Source organism: Streptomyces sp. E11-3 (assembly GCF_046540415.1).
GTDB lineage: Bacteria > Actinomycetota > Actinomycetes > Streptomycetales > Streptomycetaceae > Streptomyces.
Genome location: NZ_JAZGRL010000001.1, coordinates 2399565 through 2423108, shown reverse-complemented (window position 1 = coordinate 2423108; position 23544 = coordinate 2399565). Strand labels below are relative to the sequence as shown.

Sequence of the window (23544 nt, the reverse complement as noted above, 5' to 3'; positions counted from 1 at the left end):
ATGTCTGGAGCTCGTACAGCGGTCAGGCAAACGATCACGATCAGTTTCGCCGGTTTCAACCGGCCCTGGGCAGCGTGGATCGGGAACCGCCTGGAACGCCGCGGCCACCGGGTCGTTCTCCAGCGGTGGGACCCGTCGGTCCAGGTGCCGTTGGAGGAGTCGCTGCGTGATCTGAAGCTGGCGCCCGGGAAGATCCTGGTCATCCTCAGCGCGTGGTACTTCGAACTGGGGCCGCGCACCCACAAGGAGTGGAACACCGCCCTGCGCGAGGTCGTCGCGCCCGACCCCGACCGGTTCGCCGCCGTCTCTGTCACCACCTCGGCCGTGCCCAGCGCCAGCAGCGTCTTCGGCGCCTACGACCTCACCAACGTCGGCTCCGACGAGGCCGAGAAGCGCGTCATGGAAGCCCTGGGGCTACCCGCCGAACCTCCCGCGAAGGCGCCGCAGGCCGGCAGGCACGGCCCCCGCTTCCCTGCCGACACCCCCGAGGTCTGGGGCGGCGTACCCCGCCGCAACACCCGCTTCACCGGCCGGGAACCACTGCTGAACGACGCTTACCACCTGTTGCAGGCCTCCGGACAAGGCGCCCGAGTGGTCACCCTGCACGGCATGTCGGGCGTGGGCAAGACCCAACTGGCCGCCGAGTACGTCTACCGCTTCGGCTCCGAGTACGACGTCGTCTGGTGGGTCGGCGCCGGGAACCGCGGCACCTACCGGCGGCGGATGGCCGAGCTGGCCCCCGCCCTGAACCTGTCGACCGGGGCCGAGTACGGCGAGCGGATGCGCGCCGTCGGGGACGCGCTGCGCCGCGGCGACCCGTACGCGCGCTGGCTCGTGGTCCTCGACGGCGCCGACGAACCCGACCAGATCTGGGACCTCGTCCCCACCGGACCCGGCCACGTCCTGATCACCTCGCGCAACCCCGAATGGGGCGAGCACAACAGCAGCCTCCTGGAGATCCCCGTCTACGAACGGGTGGAGTCCGTGGCCTTCATCCGCCGCCGCGCGCCCCGGCTGACCGAGCCGGAGGCGGATCTGCTGGCCGACGCGCTGGGGGACCTTCCCCTGCTCCTGGATCAGACGGGCGGCTGGCTGAACGACTCCGACCTCTCCGTCCAGGAGTACATCCAGCTGCTCGAAGGCGGCATCGACCAGGACGTGGTCAAGGTCTCGGCCGACTTTCCGCTCGCCTTCCAGACCGCCTGGTCGATACTGCTGAACAAGCTCCGCGACACCGTGCCGGAGTCCGTCGGCCTGCTGCGACTGTGTACGTTCTTCGCGCCGGGCAGCATTCCGGTGAGGATCCTCAAGGAGATGCCGCGCGGCGAACTGCCCGAGCAGCTGGTCGGACTGCTGAATGACCCGCTGCTGTGGAACAAGGCGGTCAACCAGCTGCGGCAGTACTCGGTGGTCCGCATCGAGCCCTACGAGACGTCATCCGACGAGGCTGCCCCTTCCGGCGAGTCGCTGTATCTGCACCGGATGGTCCACCAGATCGTCCACCGCGACATGCCGGACGCGGACCGCGAGGAGTTCATCGACGTCGTCCGCCGTGCGCTGGCGGCGGCCGACCCCGGCCGCCCCACCGACACCCGCCTGTGGCCGCGCTACGCCGAGATCGTCCCGCACCTCAAGTACGCCGACGTGCTGCGCACCACCGATCCGGCCGTGCAGTCGCTGGTCCTGAACTGCCTGCGCTATATGTACCTCTCCGGCGAGTACACACCCGGCATCAAGCTCGGCGAGCGGGCCCTGGCCGCCTGGAAGGAGCTGCTGGGCGAGACCCACCCCCGCATCTGGGACCTCACCCACCACTACGCCAACCTGCTGCGGACGGTCGGCGAGTACGCGCGTACGGAACCCATCGACCGCGCCGTGGTCGACCACCTGCGAGCGGAACGCGGTCCTCAGGACCTGGACCACCTCCGTGCCGCGTCAGGTCTCGCCGCCGACCTGCGGGGCCTGGCCCGCTACGAGGACGCCCTGGAACTGTCCGGCCGGGTGCTCACCGGCTATCAGGATCTGCTGGGGGAGCAGGACTCGCGCACGCTGAGCGCCCAGAACAACGTCGCGGTCTCGCTGCGTCTGCTCGGGCGTTACCAGGAGGCACTCGACCTGGACCTGCGCACCCTGGAAGCCCGACGGCAACTGCTGCGCGCCCGGCACAACTGGGCGCTCTCCTCCGAGATCTCGTACGCCCTGGACCTGCGCCTGCTCGGCCGCTACAGCGAGGCCGAGTCACTCCAGGCGCAGAGCGCACGGGTACACCGGATCGTGATGGGCCGGGACAACCCGCAGACGCTGCGCGCCGAGTACAACCTGGCGCTGTGCCACTACCGTGTTGGCGACCGGGAGAAGGCCGGAGCGCTGCTCGCCCGGGTCCTGGAGCGCAGTGAACGCGTCCTGGGCGACGCGGACCCGCTCACCGTGGAGTTCGCGGTCGGCCAGAGCTGCTACGCCCGTGAGCACGGCGACATCGACCAGGCCAGGGAGACCAGCGAGTCGGTCATCGCCCGGTACGAGCAGATGCTCGGGGACGGCCACCCCTATGTCGCGGGCGCCAAGGCCAACCAGGCGCTCATCCTGCGCAACGTCGGGGAACGAAGCGAGGCCCACGCCCTCATCGACAAGGCGCTCGCCGACCTGACCCAAGCCGTCGGCGAGGCCCACCCGTGGACGCTCGGCTGCGCCATCAACGCCGCCGCGGCGCACAACCTCGCCGGTGACCTGGAATCGGCGGCCGCGCTCAGCCGGGCCACGGTCTCCAGGGCCACCGAGACCCTCGGCAGGACCCACCCGCTGACCCTGTCCGCCCGGATCGCGCTCGCCGCCGACCTGCGCGGACTGCGGGACCGCCAACAGGCCGAGAAGACCGAGGACGAGGCCCTGGGCGACCTGGTGACCACGCTCGGCTCCCAGCACGTGCACACCATCTCCGCCAGGGCCAGGAACCGGCCGTACTGGGACTTCGAGTCCCTGATCGTCTGACCGGTCCACACCGGCCGACCACACGCAAGGGCCCGGCACCCCCAGGGGATGCCGGGCCCTTCGGCTGCTCAGGTCAGGCGATCAGGCCTCGAACACCTCACGCACCAGCTGCTCCTGCTCCGCCTGGTGGCGCTTCGCGGAGCCGACCGCCGGGGACGAGCCGTGCGGCCGCGAGATGCGGCGCAGGCGCTCGTCGTGCGGGATGTCGGCGCCGACGGCCAGGTCCAGGTGGTCGATCAGGTTGAGCGCGATGAACGGCCAGGCACCCTGGTTCGCCGGCTCCTCCTGGACCCACAGGTACTTCGCGGCGTTCGGGTACTTGGAGATCTCCGCCTGGAGCTCGGCACCCGGCAGCGGGTACAGGCGCTCGATGCGGATGATCGCCGTGTCCGTGGCACCGCGCTTGACCCGCTCGGCCTCAAGGTCGTAGTAGACCTTGCCCGCGCAGAAGACGACCTTGCGGACCTCGGCCGGGTCGGCCGTGGCGTCGCCGATGACGGGACGGAAGCCGCCCGTGGTGAACTCCTCCGCCTTGGAGGCCGCCGCCTTCAGTCGCAGCATCGACTTCGGGGTGAAGACGACCAGCGGCTTGTGGTGCGGGTTGTGCACCTGCCAGCGCAGCAGGTGGAAGTAGTTCGACGGGAGGGTCGGCATGGCGACCGTCATGTTGTTCTGCGCGCACATCTGCAGGAACCGCTCGGGACGCGCGGACGAGTGGTCCGGGCCCTGGCCCTCGTAGCCGTGCGGCAGCAGCAGCGTGACGCCGGAGGTCTGGCCCCACTTCTGCTCGGCCGAGGAGATGAACTCGTCCACGACGGTCTGCGCGCCGTTGACGAAGTCGCCGAACTGCGCCTCCCACATCACCAGCGCCTCGGAGCGGGCCAGCGAGTAGCCGTACTCGAAGCCCATGCAGGCGTATTCCGAGAGCAGCGAGTCGTAGACGTTGTAGCGGGCCTGGTCTTCGGTCAGGTACTGCAGCGGGGTGTAGTCCTCGCCGGTCTCCTGGTCGACGAGGACCGCGTGCCGCTGACCGAAGGTGCCACGGCGGGTGTCCTGTCCTGACAGCCGGACCGGGACGCCCTCCATCAGCAGCGAGCCGATGGCGAGGGTCTCGCCCATGCCCCAGTCGATCGTGCCGTCCTCCACGGAGGACGCGCGGCGCGTCATCTGCGGCATCAGGCGCGGGTGGACCTTGATCCGGTCGGGGATGTTGACCTGCGACTCGGCGATCCGCTTGACGGCCTCCTGGGAGATCGCCGTGGACGCGGGCTCCGGGAACCCGGCCTGCGGGTCCACGGCCACGTGCTCACCCGGCTGGGTGGCGGCCTCACGGACCTCCGTGAAGACCTTCTCCAGCTGGCCCTGGTAGTCCTGCAGGGCCTGCTCGGCCTCTTCCAGGGTGATGTCGCCGCGGCCGATGAGCGACTCGGTGTAGAGCTTGCGCACCGAGCGCTTCTTGTCGACCAGCGAGTACATCTGCGGGTTGGTGAACTGCGGGTTGTCGCCCTCGTTGTGACCGCGGCGGCGGTAGCAGATGAGGTCGATCACGACGTCCTTGTTGAACGCCTGGCGGAACTCGAAGGCCAGGCGCGCCACGCGGACGCAGGCCTCCGGGTCGTCGCCGTTCACGTGGATGATCGGCGCCTCGATCATGCGGGCCACGTCGGTGGCGTACATGGAGGAGCGCGAGGACTCCGGGGCGGCCGTGAAGCCGACCTGGTTGTTGATCACCACGTGGACCGTGCCGCCGGTGCGGTAGCCGCGCAGCTGGGACATGTTGAGCGTCTCCGCCACCACGCCCTGGCCCGCGAAGGCCGCGTCACCGTGCAGGGCGACCGGCAGGACCGTGAAGTCCGTGCCGCCCTTGTTGATGATGTCCTGCTTGGCGCGGGCGACGCCCTCCAGGACCGGGTCGACCGCCTCCAGGTGCGAGGGGTTCGCGACCAGCGAGACCTTGATCTGCTCGCCGTCCAGGCCGGTGAAGGTGCCCTCGGCGCCCAGGTGGTACTTCACGTCGCCGGAGCCGTGCATCGACTTCGGGTCGAGGTTGCCCTCGAACTCGCGGAAGATCTGGGCGTACGACTTGCCGACGATGTTCGCCAGGACGTTCAGCCGGCCGCGGTGGGCCATGCCGATGACGACCTCGTCCAGGCGCGCCTCGGCGGCCGAGTCGATGACCGCGTCGAGCAGCGGGATGACGGACTCGCCGCCCTCGAGCGAGAAGCGCTTCTGGCCGACGTACTTGGTCTGCAGGAACGTCTCGAAGGCTTCCGCGGCGTTCAGCCGGCGCAGGATGCGCAGCTGCTCCTCGCGCTCCGGCTTGCTGGTGGCGCGCTCCACCCGGTCCTGCAGCCACTTGCGCTGCTTGGGGTCCTGGATGTGCATGAACTCGATGCCGGTGGTGCGGCAGTACGACTCGCGCAGCACGCCCAGGATGTCGCGCAGCTTCATCATCGACTTGCCGGCGAAGCCGCCGACCGCGAACTCGCGCTCCAGGTCCCACAGGGTGAGGCCGTGCTCGGTGATGTCCAGGTCGGGGTGCTTGCGCTGGCGGTACTCCAGCGGGTCCGTGTCGGCCATGATGTGGCCGCGCTGACGGTAGGAGTGGATCAGCTCGAAGACCCGGGCGGCCTTGGTGACGTCGTCGTCGTGGCTGGCGTCGATGTCCCGCAGCCAGCGGACCGGCTCGTAGGGGATGCGCAGCGACTTGAAGATCTCGTCGTAGAAGCTCTCGTCGCCGAGGAGGAAGTTGGCGACGATGCGCAGGAACTCGCCGGAGGCGGCGCCCTGGATGACGCGGTGGTCGTAGGTCGACGTGAGCGTCATGACCTTGGAGATGCCCAGCTTGTTCAGGGTGTCCTGCGAGGTGCCCTGGAACTCGGCCGGGTAGTCCATCGAGCCGACACCCATGATGACGGACTGTCCGGGCATCAGACGGGGCACCGAGTGGACCGTGCCGAGGCCGCCGGGGTTGGTCAGCGAGCACGTGACGCCGGTGAAGTCGTCCATGCCGAGCTTGCCGTTGCGGGCGCGCCGGACGATGTCCTCGTAGGCCTGCCAGAACTCGAAGAAGTTCAGGGTCTCGGCCTTCTTGATGCCCGCGACGACCAGCTGGCGGTCGCCGTTGGGCTTCACCAGGTCGATCGCCAGGCCGAAGTTGACGTGCTCCGGCTTGACCAGGGTGGGCTTGCCGTCCTTCTCCACGAAGGAGTAGTTCATCGACGGCATGGCCTTGATGGCCTGCACCATCGCGTACCCGATGAGGTGGGTGAAGGAGATCTTCCCGCCACGGGCGCGCTTGAGGTGGTTGTTGATGACGATGCGGTTGTCGAAGAGCAGCTTCACCGGGACCGCGCGGACGGACGTCGCCGTCGGCACCTCCAGCGAGGCGTTCATGTTCTTCGCGACGGCGGCGGAGGGGCCGCGCAGGGCGACGTACTCGGGGCCCGCGGGGGCCTCCTTCGCCGGCTCGGCCTTGGCTGCGGCCGGCTTCGCGGGAGCCGGGGCGGCCTTCACGGCCGGCGCGGGCTTCTCGGCGGGCTTCGCCGGTGCGGCGGCGGCCGGGGGAGCCTGCTTGGGAGCGCTCGGCGCGGCCTGGGGCGGCGTCGCGGTGCCCGCAGCCCCCGCGGCTGCGGCACCCGGTGCGGGGCTTTCCGTCGGCTTCGCCGGTGCGACCGTGCCGCCCGGCTTGTAGTCGGCGAAGAAGTCCCACCAGGCGCGGTCGACTGAATTCGGGTCCTGGAGGTACTGCTGGTAGATCTCGTCGACGAGCCACTCATTGGGACCGAACGCGGCTGCAGGGTTCTTGCCCTGCCCGTCTTGGTCGGTCGAGACGCTCGAGTTACTGGGGGACTGTGGCGACACGGCGGTAACCGCCCTCTTCCGCTTCACAAGGTGGTGGACAGCGGGAATCAAGGCTACGCCTCCAGGGCCGAGAGGTGCAGACCGGGCGGGCCATACGTCGCGTAAGTCACACCGTGAGCCGTGTTTCGGGCGTGGGAATGGCGGGAAACAAGCGGGGTTCCGGCGTGTGAGGCACGCTTGAGAGAAGGGTCACGGCCCTGGATGTCCGCACCCTTGGCCGGGAGCTCATCCGAACTCGCGGCTTGAATTCGAACCCTACGTCAAACGTGTGACCAGGGAATACCCGGAAGGGTGACCTGGATGAGGCAGCCGCGAGGGGATTCGGCCACTCCGATCCGGCCGCCGTGCAGATCGACCGCCCAGCGGGCGATCGCGAGCCCCAGACCCGTACCGCCGTCGCTCTCCGGGCCGTGCGGGGTCGCGGCGTGGCCGCGGTTGAAGCGCTCGAAGACCCGGTGCCACTCGGACCGCGGGATGCCGGGCCCCTCGTCCTGCACCTCCAGGGTGAGCGACTCGGGGGCCGCGCCCGGCCTGGCCCGTACGGTGACCCGGCCGTGCGGCGGGCTGTGCTTCACCGCGTTGTCGATCAGGTTCGCCACCACCTGGTGCAGCCGCTCGGCGTCGGCGTGCGCGGTCAGCTCGGGCGGCGAGACGTCGAGATGCAGATGCACGTCCGTACGGGTGTGCCGCCCCGACGAGGAGAGCATCCCGCGGCGCTGGGACGCGGCCGCGCCCGGCAGCTGTGCCTCCCTCAGCACCCCGGACAGATAGGGCCAGACCTCGAAGCGGCGGGCCCGCAGCGGTATCACGCCGTTGTCCAGGCGGGACAGGTCGAGCAGGGTCTCCACCAGGCCGCCGAGGCGCTCGGTCTGCTTCAGGGCCGTCCGCATGGTCTCCGGGTCGGCGGCCGACACCCCGTCCACCACGTTCTCCAGGACCGCCCGTAGCGCGGCGATCGGGGTGCGCAGCTCGTGTGAGACGTTCGCCACCAGCTCCTTGCGGTGCCGGTCCTGGGCCTCCAGATCCTCCGCCATGCGGTTGATGGTCCCGGCCAGGTCGCCGAGCTCGTCGCGGCGGTCGGCGCCGCGGACCCGGCGGGTGTAGTCGCCGTGCGAGATGGAACGGGCGACGGTGTTCATCTCGTCCAGCGGGGCGGTCAGCGAGTGCGCCACGAACTGGGTGATCAGCAGGGTCGCGATCACCGAGAAGACGGTGATGAAGCGGAGCTCGGTCTGGGTGCGCAGCGCGACCATCAGCAGCCCGGTGGTGATGAACACCGAGACGACCACCAGCGTCCCGAGCTTGGTCTTGATCGAGAACGGCCGCAGCTCGCGCAGCCACCGCCACAGCGGGCCGCCCGTCGGGCGGGTCGGGCGGGGCCTGGGGACGAGCCCCGGAGTGTGGGGGGCGGCGCCGGGGTCGGCCTGGGCGTCGGGCTCGGCGCCCACGGGGCTCGGGCCGCGACCGCTCGGGCCGCGACCGCTCGGGCCGCGACCGCTTGGGCCGCGACCGGTCGGGTCGGGCCTGAGGCCGGTCGCCTCGGGCCTGCGGCCGGTCGGGTCGGGCCTGCGGCCGACCGCCGGGCCGCCCCCGGCGTCCGGGGGCCCGGGCCTGGTGGTGTCCGGGGAGCCGGGCTTGGTGTGTGTAGGGCTGGGCCTGGCGCCCGTACGCCCGGGCCTGGTGGTGTCCGTCAGGCGGGGCTCGGCGTCCGCGGGCCCGGGCCTGCTGATGTCCGTAGGGCCGGGCTCGGTGGCGTCCGTAGGGCCGGGCTCGGTGTTCGCAGGGCCGCACTCGGCGTCCGCGGGCCCGGGCCCGGTGATGTCCGTGGGGCCGGGCTTGGTGTCTGTAGGGCCGCACCCGGTGTCCGCGGGCCCAGGCCTGCTGGTGTCCGTAGGGCCGGGCCTGACGCCCGCAGCCCCGGCCCCGGTGGCGTCCGTAGAGCCAGGACTGGTGGTGTCCGTAGAACCGGACCCGTCAACCGTCGCGGCGGACCCGTCAACCGTCGCGTCGGGCCCGGTGCCCGCTGCGTCGGGCCCGGTCCCCGTCGCGTCGGACCCGGTGGTCATGGCGCCGGGCTCTCCAGCGCGTAGCCGACGCCGTGCACCGTACGGATGCGCTCCGCGCCGATCTTCCGGCGCAGGGCCTTGATGTGGCTGTCCACGGTCCGCGTACCGGACGCGTCCGCCCAGTCCCAGACCTCCGCGAGCAGCTGCTCGCGGGAGAGCACCGCGCGCGGCGTGTTCGCCAGGCAGACCAGCAGGTCGAACTCGGTAGGCGTCAGGTGGACGTCCTCGCTGCGCACCCGGACCCGCCGCTGGGCGTGGTCGATCTCCAGTTCGCCGAGGCGGAGGATGCCACTGCGCGGCGTGGTCGCGGCGAGCGCCGCGCGCTCCACTCTTCGCAGCAGGACATGCACCCGCGCGGCGAGCTCCCGCATCGAGAACGGCTTGGTCATGTAGTCGTCGGCGCCGACCCCGAGCCCGACCAGCATGTCGGTCTCGTCGTCCCGCGCCGTCAGCATCAGCACCGGCACCGGTCGCTGCGCCTGGACCCGCCGGCACACCTCGAGCCCGTCGAACCCGGGCAGCATGATGTCCAGGATCAGCAGGTCCGGCTGCCATGCCTGGGCGGTTTCCACGGCCGCGGGTCCGTCACCCGCCGTCTGTACGACAAAACCCTCGGCCCGCAGCCGGGCGGCTATGGCATCGACGATCGTCAGGTCGTCCTCGACCACCAGCACCCGCCGCTGTGCGCCCGGCGTGGCCGCCGTGCCGTTGTGGGAGGTGTGTGTCTGCTCCATCGCCCCGCCCCTGAAGTGATCCGTGTCAGCCAGCAGAGTAAGGGCACGAGCCACGGTGCGGCTACGCAGCCCTGTTGCCGAGATGCACTACGTCCGGAACGCCCCGGGCAACCGGCATCTCTTCGGTACGCACCCCCCGGAATCCGGCATTCCGCAAAGCCTGTTCGAAATCGGCTGACGGCTGCGCGGACCACACGGCGAGTACGCCGCCGGGGGTGAGCCGCGCCTGGCAGGCGGCGAGTCCGGCGGGCGAGTAGAGGCTCTCGTTGTCCTCGGTGACGGTCCAGTCGGGGCCGTTGTCGATGTCCAGGCACAGCGCGTCGTAGCGCTCTTCCGAGGTGTGCAGATACGCGACGAGGTCGGTGTGCAGGATCTCGGTACGCGGGTCCCGCAGCGCCGGACCCGACACGGCGGCCAGCGGTCCCGGCTCCCCGAGGTGCCAGTCGATGATGGCCTCCTCACGCTCGACGACCGCGATCCGGCCCCAGCGCGGGTCCGCGGCCGCGTGCGCCAGCGAGAACCCGACGCCGAGGCCGCCGATCAGCAGACTCGGCGCGGCCCGCTCTCCGGGCGCCGCCGCGTGCTGCTCTCCGAGCGCCGCGCCCGCCGCGTCGACGAGCAGCCGCTCGGAGCGGCCGTCCGAGGTGTCCATCAGAAAGCACCCGTTGGCGATGATCTGCAGCAGCTCCCCGTGCCGCCGTAGCGCGACCTCGCCGTACGGGCCCTCTCGGCGATCCAGGACAACGGGTTCAGCGGAGTTGTACGCGTCTCGCATGCCCCCATCCTGCCGCAGGGGCCCCGGCGAGCCGTCAGGCCCTGGCCCCTTCGGCCCGCGCCCTGCGGCCCCGGCCGCGGTGGCGGGCTGTGCGCCCGGGACCACCGGTAACCCTGACTCGCGTACCGCGAACTCCCGATAGATGTAAGGGGCTTCGTTCCTCCTTTATGTGGAGCTGACAGCCATCCGTTCGGATGACTCCGCGGTCCAGGAGTTCGCCGGACAGCACGACGAGCGGGCCCGCGTCCGCGCCTAGCGTCAGTGGAGGAGGTACACCACATGAATCGAGACACGAGGGCGCGGGGGATCGCCGCCCGTGCGGGCGCCTGGAGCGCCCGTCACCGATGGGCAGCCGTCGGCATCTGGGTGGCGTTCGTCGTGCTCGCCATGGTGGGCGGCTCGGCGACCGGGCAGAAGGATGTCGAGCAGAGCGACCAGCTGAAGGGTGAGACCAGCCGCGCCGCAAAGATCATCGATGAGCTGGGAATCGATGAACCCGCTGGCGAGACGGTTCTCATCCAGGCCGAGAAGAAGGGCCTCACGGCCACCGACACCGGATTCCGTACGGCCGTCGACGAGGTCGTCGCCGCCGTCGAGGGCACCGGCAAGGTCGCGGACGTGACCTCGCCGTACGACACCGACACCATCTCCAAGGACGGGCGCAGCGCACTCGTCCAGTTCAACATCCGCGGTGACCCGGAGACCGCGACCGACCGTATCGAGCCGGTGCTCGCGGCCGTCGACGGCGTGCAGAAGAAGCACAGCGGTGAGCTGTACATCGCCGAAATCGGCGGCGCCAGCATGGGCAAGACCTTCGACGACGCCTTCGGGGACGACTTCAAGCAGGCGGAGTTCTCCGCCGTGCCGGTCGCCTTCGGCATCCTGCTGATCGCCTTCGGGGCGCTGGTCGCGGCCCTGCTTCCGGTACTGCTCGCCATCTCGGCGATCATCGCGACGATGGGCCTGATGGCGGTCGTCAGCCAGGTGCAGCCGATGAGCGAGACGGCCAGTTCCGTGATGCTGCTCGTCGGTCTCGCCGTCGGCGTCGACTACTGCCTGTTCTATCTGCGCCGGGAGCGCGAGGAGCGGGCCGCGGGGCGGAACGCACGCGACGCCATTGAGATCGCGGCGGCCACCAGTGGCCGGGCGATCATCGTGTCCGGTGTGACGGTCTGTGTGGCGATGGCCGGAATGCTGTTCACCGGGCTCGCCGAGTTCCAGGCGATGGGCCTGGCCTCGCTGATGGTCGTCGCGGTGGCGATGGTCGGCTCGGTGACCGTACTGCCGGCGCTGCTGTCGCTGCTCGGCGAGCGGGTCGAGAAGGGGCGGGTGCCGTTCCTCAGGCGGCTCAAGCGGTCCGACGCGAACGGTGAGAGCCGTATGTGGCACGCGGTGCTCCGCACCGTGCTCAAGCGCCCGGCCGTCTCCGTGCTGGTCGCGGCGGGAGCCCTGGTCGCTGTCGCGATGCCCGCGCTCGGAATGAAGACCCAGAACCTGTCCCTGGACCAGGAGTTCGGCGACTCGCTGCCGATCGTCGCCACGTACGACCGGGTCAACGAGGCCTTCCCCGGTGGCTCGGAACCGGCGGAGGTGGTGGTCAAGGCCACCGACATCTCCGCGCCGGAAACCCAGAGCGCCATCGCGGACTTCCGTGAGCGGGCGGTCAGTTCGGGCGCCTCACGCGGCCCGGTCGAGGTCGTCACGCACGAGAAGCAGAACGTCGCGGTCATCTCCGTGCCGCTGGTCGGCGGCTCGGACCAGGACGCGGCGGTGAAGAGCCTGAAGCTGATCCGGGACGAGGTACGGCCCGCGACGCTGGGCCAGGTCGACGGCCTGGAGGCGCCGGTCACCGGCATGATCGCCGGATCGCACGACTTCAACAAGCAGATCGTCTCGGCCGTGGCGCCGGTCTTCGCCTTCGTCGTCGTCTTCGCGTTCCTGCTGATGCTGCTCTGCTTCAGGTCGCTGACGATCGCGATCACCTCGATCGTGCTGAACCTGCTGTCGGTGGGGGCGGCGTACGGAGTCCTGGTGGCCGTCTTCCAGTACGGCTGGGGCGCCTCGCTGGTCGGCGCCGAGGGCGTCGGGGCGATCATCTCCTGGCTGCCGCTGTTCCTGTTCGTGATCCTCTTCGGCCTGTCGATGGACTACCACGTGTTCGTCGTCTCCCGGATTCGCGAGGCGAAGTTCCAGGGGCGGACGACCCGCGACGCGATCACCCACGGCGTCGTCACCACGGCCGGGGTCGTCACCAGCGCGGCCGTGATCATGGTCGCCGTGTTCTCGATCTTCGGCACCCTGTCGATGCAGTCCATGAAGCAGATGGGCGTCGGCCTCGCGGTGGCCGTACTCATCGACGCGACGATCATCCGCGCGGTGCTGCTGCCCGCGGTGATGGCCCTGCTCGGCGATCGCAACTGGTACTTCCCGCGCTGGCTGAACTGGCTCCCGGACCTCACCCACGACGAGGCCCCGGAACCCGCGTCGGCGCCCGCGCCCGCCAGGTCGGAGGCGGAGCCGATGTCCGCGCAGCGGGGCTGACACACGGGACTTCCCCGCCCCTCGCGTGCGTTACCCCAGGCACCAGACGGCTCACGGAGCCGTCTGGTGCCTGCGCACGTATGCCAGTACATGCCAGTACACAAGAGCAGCACCTGATCGCTCACAGCGAACGCCCTCAAGGGAACATCCCCAGGCTCACAAGCATTGAGTCCGTACAGCTCAACTTGAATGCCGAAGGGGAGATCATGGCTACTGAGTCCGCTGGGTCCAAGGCGTACACCTCGCTCACCCTGCCCGTGCTGCCGCTCGACGACGAGGTAGTACTGCCCGGCATGGTGGTGCCGCTGGACCTGAACGACACCGATGTGCGCGCCGCCGTGGAGGCCGCCCAGGCCGCCGCGCGGTCCGATACCGGCAAGCCGAAGGTGCTGCTGGTGCCGCGGATCGACGGGACGTACGCGAGCACCGGTGTGCTCGGCACCGTCGAGCAGGTGGGCCGTCTCGCCGACGGCGACCCCGGCGCGCTCATCCGCGGCCGCCACCGCGTCAAGATCGGCGCGGGCACCACCGGGCCCGGCGCGGCCCTGTGGGTCGAGGGCGCCGAGGTCGAGGAGGCCGTGCCCGAGCCGCTGCCCGGCTCCGTCGCCGAGCTGGCCAAGGAGTACAAGGCGCTCGCCACCAGCTGGCTGCGCAAGCGGGGCGCCTGGCAGGTCGTGGACCGCGTCCAGCAGATCGAGGACATCTCGCAGCTCGCCGACAACTCCGGCTACTCGCCCTTCCTGTCCACCGACCAGAAGGTGGAGCTCCTGGAGACGGCCGACCCGGTCGCCCGCCTGAAGCTGGCCATCGGCTGGCTCAGCGAGCACCTCGCCGAGCAGGACGTCGCCGAGTCCATCGCCAAGGACGTCCAGGAGGGCGTGGACAAGCAGCAGCGCGAGTTCCTGCTGCGCCGCCAGCTGGACGCCGTACGCAAGGAACTGCGCGAGATCAACGGCGAGTCCGAGGGCGAGGAGTCCGACGACTACCGGGCCCGCGTCGAGGCCGCCGACCTGCCGGAGAAGGTGCGCGAGGCCGCCCTCAAGGAGGTCGACAAGCTGGAGCGGTCGTCCGACCAGTCACCCGAGGGCTCCTGGATCCGCACCTGGCTGGACACCGTCCTGGAACTCCCCTGGAACGAGCGAACCGATGACGCGACCGCGTACGACATCCCCGGCGCCCAGGCCGTCCTGGACGCCGAGCACGCGGGCCTTGCGGACGTGAAGGAGCGGATCACCGAGTACCTGGCGGTCCGCAAGCGGCGTGGCGAGCGCGGACTCGGCGTGGTCGGCGGCCGGCGCGGCGGAGCGGTGCTCGCCCTGGTCGGTCCGCCCGGCGTCGGCAAGACCTCGCTCGGCGAGTCCGTGGCGCACGCGATGGGGCGCAAGTTCGTCCGGGTCGCGCTCGGCGGCGTACGGGACGAGGCGGAGATCCGCGGCCACCGGCGTACGTACGTGGGGGCCCTGCCCGGCCGGATCGTACGGGCCATCAAGGAGGCGGGCTCGATGAACCCGGTCGTCCTGCTCGACGAGATCGACAAGGTCGGCTCCGACTTCCGCGGCGACCCGGCCGCGGCCCTCCTGGAGGTCCTGGACCCCGCGCAGAACCACACCTTCCGCGACCACTACCTGGAGGTCGAACTCGACCTGAGCGACGTCGTCTTCCTGGCGACGGCGAACGTCCTGGAGGCCATCCCGGAGGCGCTGCTCGACCGTATGGAGCTGGTCAGGCTCGACGGCTACACCGAGGACGAGAAGGTCGTCATCGCCCGCGACCACCTGGTGACCCGGCAGCTGGAACGGGCCGGTCTGGAGAAGGACGAGGTCACGCTCGACGAGTCGGCACTGCGCAAGCTCGCGGGCGAGTACACCCGGGAAGCGGGCGTACGGAACCTGGAGCGCTCCATCGCGCGACTGCTGCGCAAGGTCGCGGCCCAGCACGAGCTGGGCGGGCGCGAGCTGCCGTTCACAGTGACGGACGCCGAGCTGCGCGACCTGATCGGGCGGCCGCACCACGTCCCGGAGTCCGCCCAGGACCCGGCCGAGCGGCGGACCGCCGTACCCGGTGTGGCCACCGGGCTCGCGGTGACCGGCGCGGGCGGCGACGTGCTGTACGTCGAGGCGTCCCTCGCGGACCCGGAGACAGGCGGCTCAGGACTCACCCTCACCGGTCAGCTCGGCGACGTCATGAAGGAGTCCGCGCAGATCGCGCTCTCCTTCCTGCGCTCACGCGGCGCGGAGCTGGAGCTGCCGGTCGGCGACCTGAAGGACCGCGGCGTGCACATCCACTTCCCCGCGGGCGCGGTCCCCAAGGACGGCCCGAGCGCGGGCGTCACCATGACGACCGCACTCGCCTCGCTCCTGTCGGGCCGCCTGGTCCGTACGGACGTGGCGATGACCGGCGAGGTCTCCCTCACCGGCCGCGTCCTGCCCATCGGCGGCGTGAAGCAGAAGCTGCTGGCCGCGCACCGCGCGGGCATCACCACCGTGGTGATCCCCAAGCGGAACGAGGCCGACCTGGACGACGTCCCCGCCGAGATCCTGGACAAGCTGGACGTCCACCCGGTCACGGACGTCCGCCAGGTCCTGGAACTGGCCCTGTCCCCGGCGAACAGCGCGGCGTCGTCGGAGGTGCCGGTGGCGGCGTGACGACACGGTCCGTCGGCGGTGTCGGCCCGGGCTCCGGTACACACCGGGACCCGGGCCGCGCGGCTGTCCGGTCCGTGCGGCGCCTCTGCCGTCTGCGCTGGCTTCGTCCTCGTCGTCAGGTCTGGTCGCTGGCGCGGGGGTGGGAACCGACGAGAAGTACGACCCCCGCGGCGACGCCGACCAGCACGATCGCGGCGGACAGCCAGCCGTAACCGGTCCAGAGCGACAAGGGAAGCAGCGGCCCCACGACGGTCCCGATCACCGCGGCGGCCCGCTGCGACGGACCGCCCGACCACGCCCAGCGCAGGGGGCTCCGGGTCCGCCGCCAGACCACGACGACACCGGCGAGGGACCAGACCATCGCCATGACGGCGAATCCGAGCGGAAGCCGCGGGAAGAACGTTCCGATGCCGTCGCTGCCAAGGCCGCGCGCCCCTCGGACGAGCATCACCGGGCCGAGCACCGCGAAGAAGCCCGCGACGATGCGGACGAACCGGACCGGCTGGAGTCCCGCGATGGACTGCCCGCGATGGGCGGAGCGCTGGACCATGCGCCTCGCGGCCCCGTGGAAGTCGGTGGCCACGGTCCAGCCGAACGCCGTCGCCGCGATACCCCACACGAGCAGGAAGAGCCCGCTGGCGCTCTCCGACTCGGCCGCTGCCACTGCCGCCATACCCGACATGTCCCCCGCCCGCTCCCTGCCCCGTGGTTCCGTCCCCGGATGGTAGCCGCGATCAGCCGCGTCGTCGCAGGTCAGAATCGGGAAGGAAAGAGGATGGAGCGCCCCGCTCTAGAGCGATGCCAGGCGCAGGGCCAGCGCGACGGCGGCCAGGATGGTCAGGGAGGCCGGTACCGGCAGGCTCTTGAAGTCGTCGGCTCGTATGTGAAAGCCCATCGCGCCGAAGAAGTAGAGGACCAGGCAGATCGCCGCGGCGATACCGATCGGCTCCCAGAAGAGGCCGACGACCAGGCCCGCCGCGCCCGCGATGAGGAGCGTGGCCAGGGCGTTGAGGCGGCTCTCGGGTACGCCGAGCTTGGCGTACGTCTCCACCACGGACGGGCGGTGGCTGAGCTTCATCAGCGCGGACCCGGTCAGTACCGCGGCGAGCAGCGCCGAGACGATGGCGGTGGCGAGGAACATGAGGCACCTCCGCAGGGCCGTCCGCGTGGCGGGGCGACACCCTGTCCAGGGTAGGACCCGGCTTCCAGGGTAGGACCCGGCCGCCCCGACGTCGCGCGAAGTCAGCCATTGGCCCATGCTCGCCCGTCCAGGAGGGCCTCAGGGCTGCCCCTGGTCTACGCCTGCGAAATACTGGACCAGCTGCGGCAACGGCCGCGGTCGACGTTCGGGAAGGCGATTCGGTGGGTGCTGACGTGCACGAGAGCGGCGAGGAACCGGTCGGGCACACCAAGCCGGGGACCGGCGCGGAACCGGTCGGGGACACCGAGCCGGAGTACGGCGCCGACCAGGAGTTCCTCGCACTGGAGCGCGAACTGACGGTCTTTCTGCGCCGCGCCCGCGCCTCATCGGGCGAGATGGCCCGCGCCGTACACCCCGACCTGGAGCCCGCCGCGTACGGACTACTGGTACGCCTCGCCGAGTGCGGCGCGCAGCGGGCCACCGCGCTCGCCGGGTACATCGGCGTCGGCAAGGCGACCATGAGCCGCCAGCTGCGGGCCCTGGAGCAACTCGGCCTGGTCACCAGGGAACCGGACCCCGCAGACGGCCGCGCGTCCCTGATCCGCCTCACCGACGAGGGCAGGGAACGCTTCACCACGGTCCGCGAGGCCCGCCGCGCCCAGTACGTACGCAAACTCGCCGACTGGGACCGCCGCGAGGTGGCCGAACTGGCCCGACTCCTCGGCCAGCTGAACTCAGGAGCCGAGGAGTAGGAGGAGTAAGAGGAGTAGGAGGAGTAAGAGGAGTAAAGGGCCAAGGAGAAGGGGGGCGCGGACCCTAGAGTTCCGCGAACACCGCCGCCGCGTCGTCGTGCGCCTTCCACCGGAACGCCGGTCCTGACTCCGCCCGCGCCGTCTCCAGCGCCCTCACCCGGTCGATCAGCGACCGCGGGCCCTCCTTGCGCAGCAGCGCGAAGCAGTCCGCCCAGCTCCCCTCGTCGAACATCTCCACCCAGCGCCCGGCCCCGTCGGTGAGCGCGGCCAGCGCGGTGACCTCGGCCCGGGGCAGCGTCCCGGTGACCGCCCGCGCCGCCACCGAGGGATCGGCGGCCGCCGTGAAGAAGCCGCCCTCCGCGTTGCGCAGCGCCTCCACCGCCGCCCTGTACTCACCCACCGCGGCCTCGCGTTCGGCCGAGCCGTGCGGCAGGGCGCGGGCCGCGGCGCCCAGCTCCCGTACCCGCGGCGGCAGCGTGTCCAGCCGGTCGTCGAGTACGGCGGTGACCGAGCCGTTCGGCCCCTCGACCAGCAGCGCGGAGTCGGAGAGCACCAGATACTCCACGCGGTCCGCGTCCCAGCGGGCCAGGACGACGGTTGCCTGAGGCGTGCGAGGGTGAGAAAGATCACACGTGTCGCGGTGGGTGTCGGCGGTGCGCCCGATCGCATGGCCCAACACCTCGGCCAGCGTCAAATCTCGTCGCGAAACGGACAGTTCACCCAGGGTGCCACCGAGGCGCGCGGTGAACCAGTGAACGGAATGCAGACATCCGTCGTCGCCCGCCGGCGGGGTCACGCCATCGAGCAGAACCAGCGAACCGCCCTGACCCGAGGCGGGCAGTGCCACCGACACGTAGTCCTCGTTGGGGCGTTCGGGATGGCCGGGGTCCGTGGCGAGTTCCATGCGCATCCCGCCAGTCTGCACGAGCCCTTCACGGCGCGCCCGCAGGCCCCTTGAGGCACGTCACCAGGCGGGATTTGGGTGGATTGCTTCGTTCCGGAAGCGCGCGGCGGGGCATCTTGCCAAAGCGCGCCCGGCCAGTCCAACCGGCGCTCCGAGCACGGCCGATGCGCGTGCCGCGAGGACTTGCCCGCCCCCTTCCGCCGATGTTCACTCCTTCGGGTGGCCTGGCGAGTGATGGGCGGCTCCTGTCCCAGCGCGCTGGAAGGGTCAGTGCCGTACCAGTGGTGCCTGTGTTGACTCTTCGTCACCGGGTCGGATGGGCGCCCGAGCAACACTTTCAGTGCCCTTCCGGGGGCGAGGAAACGAGAACATCGAGATTGCGAGCACCGGTGCAGATGAAGCGGCCGCGTGGCAAAGGTGGCAACGGCGGCAAGGCCGATGTGGGCACTGAGCGGACTGGCACGGACCAGACCGTCGCGGAGCTGACGGCCCCGGAGCAGACCGACGGCGCGGCCCCCGCACCGGCACCGGATCCCACCGAAACCACCGGACCCGCCGGAACCACCGGACCCGCCGGACCCACCGGACCCGCCGGACCCACCGGACCCGCCGGACCCACCGGCCGCAAGGTCCGGGTACGCAGCCGACTGATCATCGCCGTCGCCGTGGTCGCCGCCGCGGTCGCCGGAGCCGGTGCCCCCGCCCTGCTGTCGTCCACCGACCAACTGGCCGAAACACAGAGCCTGGTCACGCTCGCCAAACGCACCCAGCGCGCCGTCGTCCTGGCCCACTCGCTCTCCGACGAGCGCGACCAGGTCACGTCGTACATCGCCGCCGGCCGCCCCAAGGGCAAGGGGCCCGACGAGAGCGGCAGCGCCCGAGTCGACCGGCAGATCACCGAACTGCGCGCCGAGGCGCCCAGCGGGCTGCGCAAGGACCTCGACGCCATCTCCGGCGTACGGCGGGCCGCGCTCACCGGCAAGGGCACCGCGCTGGACGCGCACACCGCGTACAGCGACGCCATCGCCGAACTGCACGCCCTCACCGAGAGCCTCGCCGACCAGCTCCCGCCGCGCGCGGGCGCCGGCAGCCGCGCGCTCGCCGACCTGGACCGTGCCGTCGAACAGGCCACCGCCAGCCGCGGGCTGCTCCTGGCCGCGCTCGCCACACCGCGGCCCGAGCCCGTCACCACCTTCGACCCGATCACCGGCCAGTACGTCACCAGCACCCCCGAATCCCCGCTGGACGCCCGCCGCGACGAACTGAGCGCCGCCGCCCAGCAGGCCAGGATCGGCGAAGAGGTCGCCCGCGCCGACTTCGAGCGCGCCGCGCCCGGTGTGGACCAGGCCAAGCTCCGCTCCACGGTCACCGGACCCGAGATCACCACGGCGGAGAAGTACCTCGCCCGCCTCACCGACAAGCCGACACTCTCGGCCGCCGAACTCGACCTGGACCGCGGCAAGATCGACGCCGCGCTCTCCGCCCGCGTGGAGCAGCTGCGCAGCGTCGAGAACAGCCTCACCGCGGAGCGCACCGCCAGGATCGCCCAGCTGCGCGACGACGACGTCACCGCGCTGGAGATCCGGATCGCGATCGTCGGCGCGCTCCTGCTGCTCGCCGTCGGCGTCGCGACGGGTGTCGCCCGTACGCTGACCCGGCCGCTCGCCGTACTGCGCCTGGGCACCGCCCGGATCGCCGACGACCCGGCCACCGACGAGCCGGTGCGCTTCACCGGCCGCAACGACGAGTTCGCCCAGGTCGTACGCTCCGTCAACACGCTGCACGCGCACACGGCGAAGCTGCGGGATCGCCTCACCGCCCTGGAGAGCGACCGCAAGCACCTGGTCGGCCGCCGCGAGACCCTCGCCGAGGAGCGCGAGGACCTGCGCCGCGAGCTGTCCGACGCGACCGCCCATCTGGAGCAGGTCAGGCACAGCGTCGAGGGGACCTTCGTCAACCTGGCACTGCGCACCCTCGGCCTGGTCGAGCGGCAACTGGCGGTCATCGAGAACCTGGAGGACCGCGAGCAGGACCCCGAGCGCCTCGCCACCCTCTTCCGGCTCGACCACTTCGCCACGGTCATGCGCCGCCACAACGAGAACCTGCTGATCCTCGCCGGCGCCGAGCACAAGCACGCCCACCCGGGTCCGGTCCCGCTGATCGACGTCCTGCGGGCCGCGGTCAGCGAGATCGAGCGCTACGAGCGGGTACGGATCTCCTCGCTGCCGCAGCACGCGCACCTCGCCGGGTTCGCCGCGGACGACATCAGCCACCTGGTCGCCGAACTCCTGGAGAACGCGACCTCGTTCTCGCCGCCGGACGCCTCGGTCGAGGTCTCCGGGTGGCTCCTGGAGAGCGGCGAGGTCATGCTCTCGGTGCAGGACGAGGGCATCGGCATGACCTCGGAGCGGCTGCGCGAACTCAACTCCCGCCTCTCGGACTTCGACCCCGAGGAGCCGCACGAGCGGGACGGCGGCCTCGGCCTCGGCCTGTACGTGGTCGCCCGGCTCGCCGAGCGGCACGGCGCCCGGGTCCAGCTGCGCGAGCAGACGCAGGGCGGCGTCGCGGCGGTCGTGGTCCTGCCGAAGCCGGTCCTCGCCGCGACGCCGTCCACGGTGGTGGCCGCGCAGCCCAGTGCCCCGGTCCCGGGCGCGGCCCCGGCCGTCCATCTCCCCGGCTCCGAGGCCGAGGCCAACTCCAACGTCCTCCGGGCCGGCCGCACCCCGCCGTCCCCGTCGGACGACCCGCTCATCACCGCGGCCGAGCAAACCCTCCGCTCCCACGAGACCGAGACGACGGCGGACGCGGACGTGGAGGCGGACACGGGCGTGGACGCGGTTGCCGAAGCCGAGACGGTCAGCGGCACCGGCGTCTACGGCGGCAGCGCAGCCGGAGCCGACGCGGCCACTGACACCAGCGCCGATACGGACACCGACGCCGACACCAGCGCCGACGCGCCCGCAGACGCTGACGCCGACGCCGAGGCGGAAGACGCGGACGCCCAGCCCGAGCCCGAGATCCCGGAGCTCAAGATCCCCGCGCCCGCGATCCCCGCTCCCAGGTCGGCCGAACCCGAACCCGAGCCCGCGAGCGACGACGCCGAGCAGGCCCACCCAGAGGCCGACACCGACACCGACGCCGACACCGACACCGCGCCCCCCGCACCGAAGTGGGAGCGCGTCACCGACAAGGGGCTGCCCAAGCGGACGCCCAAGATCACGGCCCCGGTACCGGCACCCGCCCGGCCCGGTGCCGGTTCCGTCGACGCCGACGCGCTGCGCCGCAGGCTCGGCGGGTTCTATCAGGGGGCGAGGGACGGCCGCCGCGATGTCGAGGCCGAACTCTCGGAAGGCAGTGCGGAAACCGACCGGACAGCGGAATCCACTGAAGCCGCTGAAGCCGCTGAAGCCGCGGAAGACACGGAAACCGCGGAAACCGATCGGACCGCAAAGGACATGGGGGACACAGTCGAGGAGGCCCGCAGTTGACTGCGCCCATGCGTACGCCCAGTACCCCGAGCGCCCCAAGTGACCCAAGTGACCTGAGCGACGCGAGCGATGCGAGCGATTCGAGAGCGGAACTCAGCAGCGAGGCCCGGAACCTGCAGTGGCTGCTGACCAACCTCGTCGAGGAGGTCCCCGGCCTGCACTCGGTGGCCGTGGTCTCCTCCGACGGCCTGCTGCTGCTCTCCTCCGACCCCGGCAGGCTGCAGCAGCGCGCTGGCCAGGCCAGCCCGCAGGGCCCCAAGGGCTCAAGCGCAGACCTCGCCACGGTCGTCTCGGGCATCTGCAGCCTCACCGTCGGCGCCGCCAAGCTGATGGACGGCGGCGGCGTCAAGCAGACGATGGTCGCCATGGCCGAAGGCAGCCTCTTCGTGATGGCGATCAGCGACGGCTCGCTGCTCGGCGTACACGCCAGGCCGGACTGCGACATGAGCGTCGTCGCGTACCACATGGCGCTCTTCGTCGGCCGCGCCGGGCATGTCCTCACCCCCGAACTCCGCAGTGAACTGCGCCAGTCGATGGAGAGCGCCCAGTGAGCACAGCAGCCGAGCTGCCCATCCGCGGCGGCAACCGCAAACCCGCCCGAGTACGCCCGTACTCCCTCACCGGCGGCCGCACCCGCTTCGGGCACGTCCTGCTCGTGGAAACCTTCGTCGCCCGCATCGACACCGCGCTCGAAGCACCCGACGAGCGGCGCGAACTCGCCAACGGCTCACTGGAGACCCGTGTCGTCCCGGAACTCCGCGCCATCGTGGAGATCTGCCGCCGGATGCGTACGGTCGCCGAGATCGCCGCGCTGTTGAAGATGCCGTTGGGCGTGGTCCGGGTGCTGCTCAGCGACCTCGCCGATCAGGGAAAGATCCGTGTGTACGGGACCGGGCACGGCCCGGGTCAGCCGGACCGCGCGCTGCTGGAAAGGGTGCTGGGTGGACTCCGCCGTCTCTGACACACTCATCGCGGAAGCCGCGGCCAACGCCAAGGCCCAGGAAGCCGAGGCGGCCGAGGCAGTCGAGGAAGAAGAGGGCGCCCAGCCCTGGCAGACCGACACCACCCGTGCCCCCATAGCCACCAAGATCGTGGTCGCGGGCGGCTTCGGAGTCGGCAAGACCACGCTGGTCAGCTCCGTCTCGGAGATCACCCCGCTGCAGACCGAGGCCCTGATGACCTCGGCCAGCGAGGACAGCGAAGACGACGATCTGACCGCGACCCCGGACAAGACGACCACCACGGTCGCCATGGACTTCGGCCGCATCACGCTCGACGACGACCTGGTCCTGTACCTCTTCGGCACCCCCGGCCAGCAGCGGTTCTGGTTCATGTGGGACGACCTGGTGCGCGGCGCGATCGGCGCGGTCGTGCTCGCCGACACCAGGCGGCTGCCCGACTGCTTCCCGGCCCTCGACTACTTCGAGAGCTGCGGGATTCCGTATGTCGTCGCGGTCAACCACTTCGACGGCACCGAGAAGTACGAGCCCGAGGACGTCCGCGACGCCCTGACGCTCCCCGCGCACACCCCCGTGGTGATCATGGACGCGCGCCGCCGGATCACGGTCATCGAGACCCTGCTCGCCCTGGTCGGCCACGCCCTCGACGCCACCCCCGAATAAGCCCACCCAACCCACCCACCCCGC

General features: G+C 71.0%; 15 protein-coding genes. 8 read left to right on the top strand and 7 right to left on the bottom strand.

Annotated features, from left to right (window positions below):
• Positions 1-2988 (top strand): FxSxx-COOH system tetratricopeptide repeat protein, encoded by a 2988-nt coding sequence (gene fxsT / locus U9R90_RS10815; protein WP_411056198.1) that lies wholly within the window; start codon positions 1-3, stop codon positions 2986-2988.
• A gap of 81 nt (positions 2989-3069) precedes the next feature.
• Here the strand turns inward: fxsT and U9R90_RS10810 are convergent, their stop codons facing one another.
• The 4 genes from U9R90_RS10810 to U9R90_RS10795 form a co-directional block, all read right to left on the bottom strand.
• Positions 3070-6852: a multifunctional oxoglutarate decarboxylase/oxoglutarate dehydrogenase thiamine pyrophosphate-binding subunit/dihydrolipoyllysine-residue succinyltransferase subunit gene (locus tag U9R90_RS10810; protein ID WP_411056197.1), complete on the bottom strand. Its 3783-nt coding sequence runs from the start codon at positions 6850-6852 to the stop codon at positions 3070-3072.
• A 260-nt stretch (positions 6853-7112) separates the two neighbouring features.
• Positions 7113-8180: an ATP-binding protein gene (locus tag U9R90_RS10805; RefSeq protein ID WP_411057704.1), complete on the bottom strand. Its 1068-nt coding sequence runs from the start codon at positions 8178-8180 to the stop codon at positions 7113-7115.
• A 734-nt stretch (positions 8181-8914) separates the two neighbouring features.
• On the bottom strand, positions 8915-9652 hold the full coding sequence (locus tag U9R90_RS10800; protein WP_411056196.1) for a response regulator transcription factor: 738 nt from the start codon (positions 9650-9652) through the stop codon (positions 8915-8917).
• A gap of 61 nt (positions 9653-9713) precedes the next feature.
• Positions 9714-10427, bottom strand: coding sequence for a spermidine synthase (locus U9R90_RS10795; protein ID WP_411056195.1), 714 nt, complete (start codon positions 10425-10427; stop codon positions 9714-9716).
• 279 nt (positions 10428-10706) lie between these two features.
• On the opposite strand from U9R90_RS10795, the gene U9R90_RS10790 reads away from it, so the two are divergent.
• On the top strand, positions 10707-12968 hold the full coding sequence (locus tag U9R90_RS10790; protein WP_411056194.1) for an MMPL family transporter: 2262 nt from the start codon (positions 10707-10709) through the stop codon (positions 12966-12968).
• A gap of 206 nt (positions 12969-13174) precedes the next feature.
• On the top strand, positions 13175-15613 hold the full coding sequence (gene lon / locus U9R90_RS10785) for an endopeptidase La (RefSeq protein WP_411056193.1): 2439 nt from the start codon (positions 13175-13177) through the stop codon (positions 15611-15613).
• 115 nt (positions 15614-15728) lie between these two features.
• Here lon and U9R90_RS10780 read toward each other — a convergent pair whose 3' ends face one another.
• Positions 15729-16286, bottom strand: coding sequence for a hypothetical protein (locus U9R90_RS10780; protein ID WP_411056192.1), 558 nt, complete (start codon positions 16284-16286; stop codon positions 15729-15731).
• A gap of 117 nt (positions 16287-16403) precedes the next feature.
• Entirely contained in the window at positions 16404-16754 is a 351-nt protein-coding gene (locus tag U9R90_RS10775) for a DoxX family protein (protein ID WP_411056191.1), read from the bottom strand.
• Positions 16755-16975: 221 nt separating this feature from the next.
• On the opposite strand from U9R90_RS10775, the gene U9R90_RS10770 reads away from it, so the two are divergent.
• Positions 16976-17506, top strand: coding sequence for a MarR family winged helix-turn-helix transcriptional regulator (locus U9R90_RS10770; protein WP_411056190.1), 531 nt, complete (start codon positions 16976-16978; stop codon positions 17504-17506).
• A gap of 64 nt (positions 17507-17570) precedes the next feature.
• On the opposite strand, the gene U9R90_RS10765 is transcribed toward U9R90_RS10770, so the two are convergent.
• Entirely contained in the window at positions 17571-18416 is an 846-nt protein-coding gene (locus tag U9R90_RS10765; RefSeq protein WP_411056189.1) for a hypothetical protein, read from the bottom strand.
• A gap of 389 nt (positions 18417-18805) precedes the next feature.
• Here U9R90_RS10765 and U9R90_RS10760 point away from each other — a divergent pair, with 389 nt between their 5' ends.
• The 4 genes from U9R90_RS10760 to U9R90_RS10745 are packed head-to-tail and all read left to right on the top strand — an operon-like array spanning position 18806 to position 23520.
• The gene (locus U9R90_RS10760; protein ID WP_411056188.1) at positions 18806-21898 is read left to right on the top strand and encodes a nitrate- and nitrite sensing domain-containing protein; all 3093 of its coding nucleotides are present in this window, start codon (positions 18806-18808) and stop codon (positions 21896-21898) included.
• Between the two features lie 8 nt (positions 21899-21906).
• Positions 21907-22449, top strand: coding sequence for a roadblock/LC7 domain-containing protein (locus U9R90_RS10755; protein ID WP_411056187.1), 543 nt, complete (start codon positions 21907-21909; stop codon positions 22447-22449).
• Positions 22446-22859 carry a DUF742 domain-containing protein gene (locus U9R90_RS10750; RefSeq protein ID WP_411056185.1) on the top strand — a complete coding sequence of 138 codons (414 nt, stop codon included), beginning with the start codon at positions 22446-22448 and terminating at the stop codon, positions 22857-22859. Before U9R90_RS10755 ends, U9R90_RS10750 begins: the two co-directional genes overlap by 4 nt.
• On the top strand, positions 22840-23520 hold the full coding sequence (locus tag U9R90_RS10745) for a GTP-binding protein (protein ID WP_411056184.1): 681 nt from the start codon (positions 22840-22842) through the stop codon (positions 23518-23520). Before U9R90_RS10750 ends, U9R90_RS10745 begins: the two co-directional genes overlap by 20 nt.
• Positions 23521-23544 lie beyond the last annotated feature (24 nt).

Excerpts from the sequence above, each read along its gene's own strand:
- U9R90_RS10780 (WP_411056192.1), bottom strand. The coding sequence starts at position 16,286 with ATGGCGGCAGTGGCAGCGGCCGAGTCGGAGAGCGCCAGCGGGCTCTTC.
- U9R90_RS10795 (WP_411056195.1), bottom strand. The coding sequence starts at position 10,427 with ATGCGAGACGCGTACAACTCCGCTGAACCCGTTGTCCTGGATCGCCGA.
- U9R90_RS10760 (WP_411056188.1), top strand. The coding sequence starts at position 18,806 with ATGAAGCGGCCGCGTGGCAAAGGTGGCAACGGCGGCAAGGCCGATGTG.
- U9R90_RS10755 (WP_411056187.1), top strand. The coding sequence starts at position 21,907 with ATGCGTACGCCCAGTACCCCGAGCGCCCCAAGTGACCCAAGTGACCTG.
- U9R90_RS10790 (WP_411056194.1), top strand. The coding sequence starts at position 10,707 with ATGAATCGAGACACGAGGGCGCGGGGGATCGCCGCCCGTGCGGGCGCC.
- U9R90_RS10765 (WP_411056189.1), bottom strand. The coding sequence starts at position 18,416 with ATGCGCATGGAACTCGCCACGGACCCCGGCCATCCCGAACGCCCCAAC.
- U9R90_RS10775 (WP_411056191.1), bottom strand. The coding sequence starts at position 16,754 with ATGTTCCTCGCCACCGCCATCGTCTCGGCGCTGCTCGCCGCGGTACTG.
- lon (WP_411056193.1), top strand. The coding sequence starts at position 13,175 with ATGGCTACTGAGTCCGCTGGGTCCAAGGCGTACACCTCGCTCACCCTG.
- U9R90_RS10800 (WP_411056196.1), bottom strand. The coding sequence starts at position 9,652 with ATGGAGCAGACACACACCTCCCACAACGGCACGGCGGCCACGCCGGGC.
- fxsT (WP_411056198.1), top strand. The coding sequence starts at position 1 with ATGTCTGGAGCTCGTACAGCGGTCAGGCAAACGATCACGATCAGTTTC.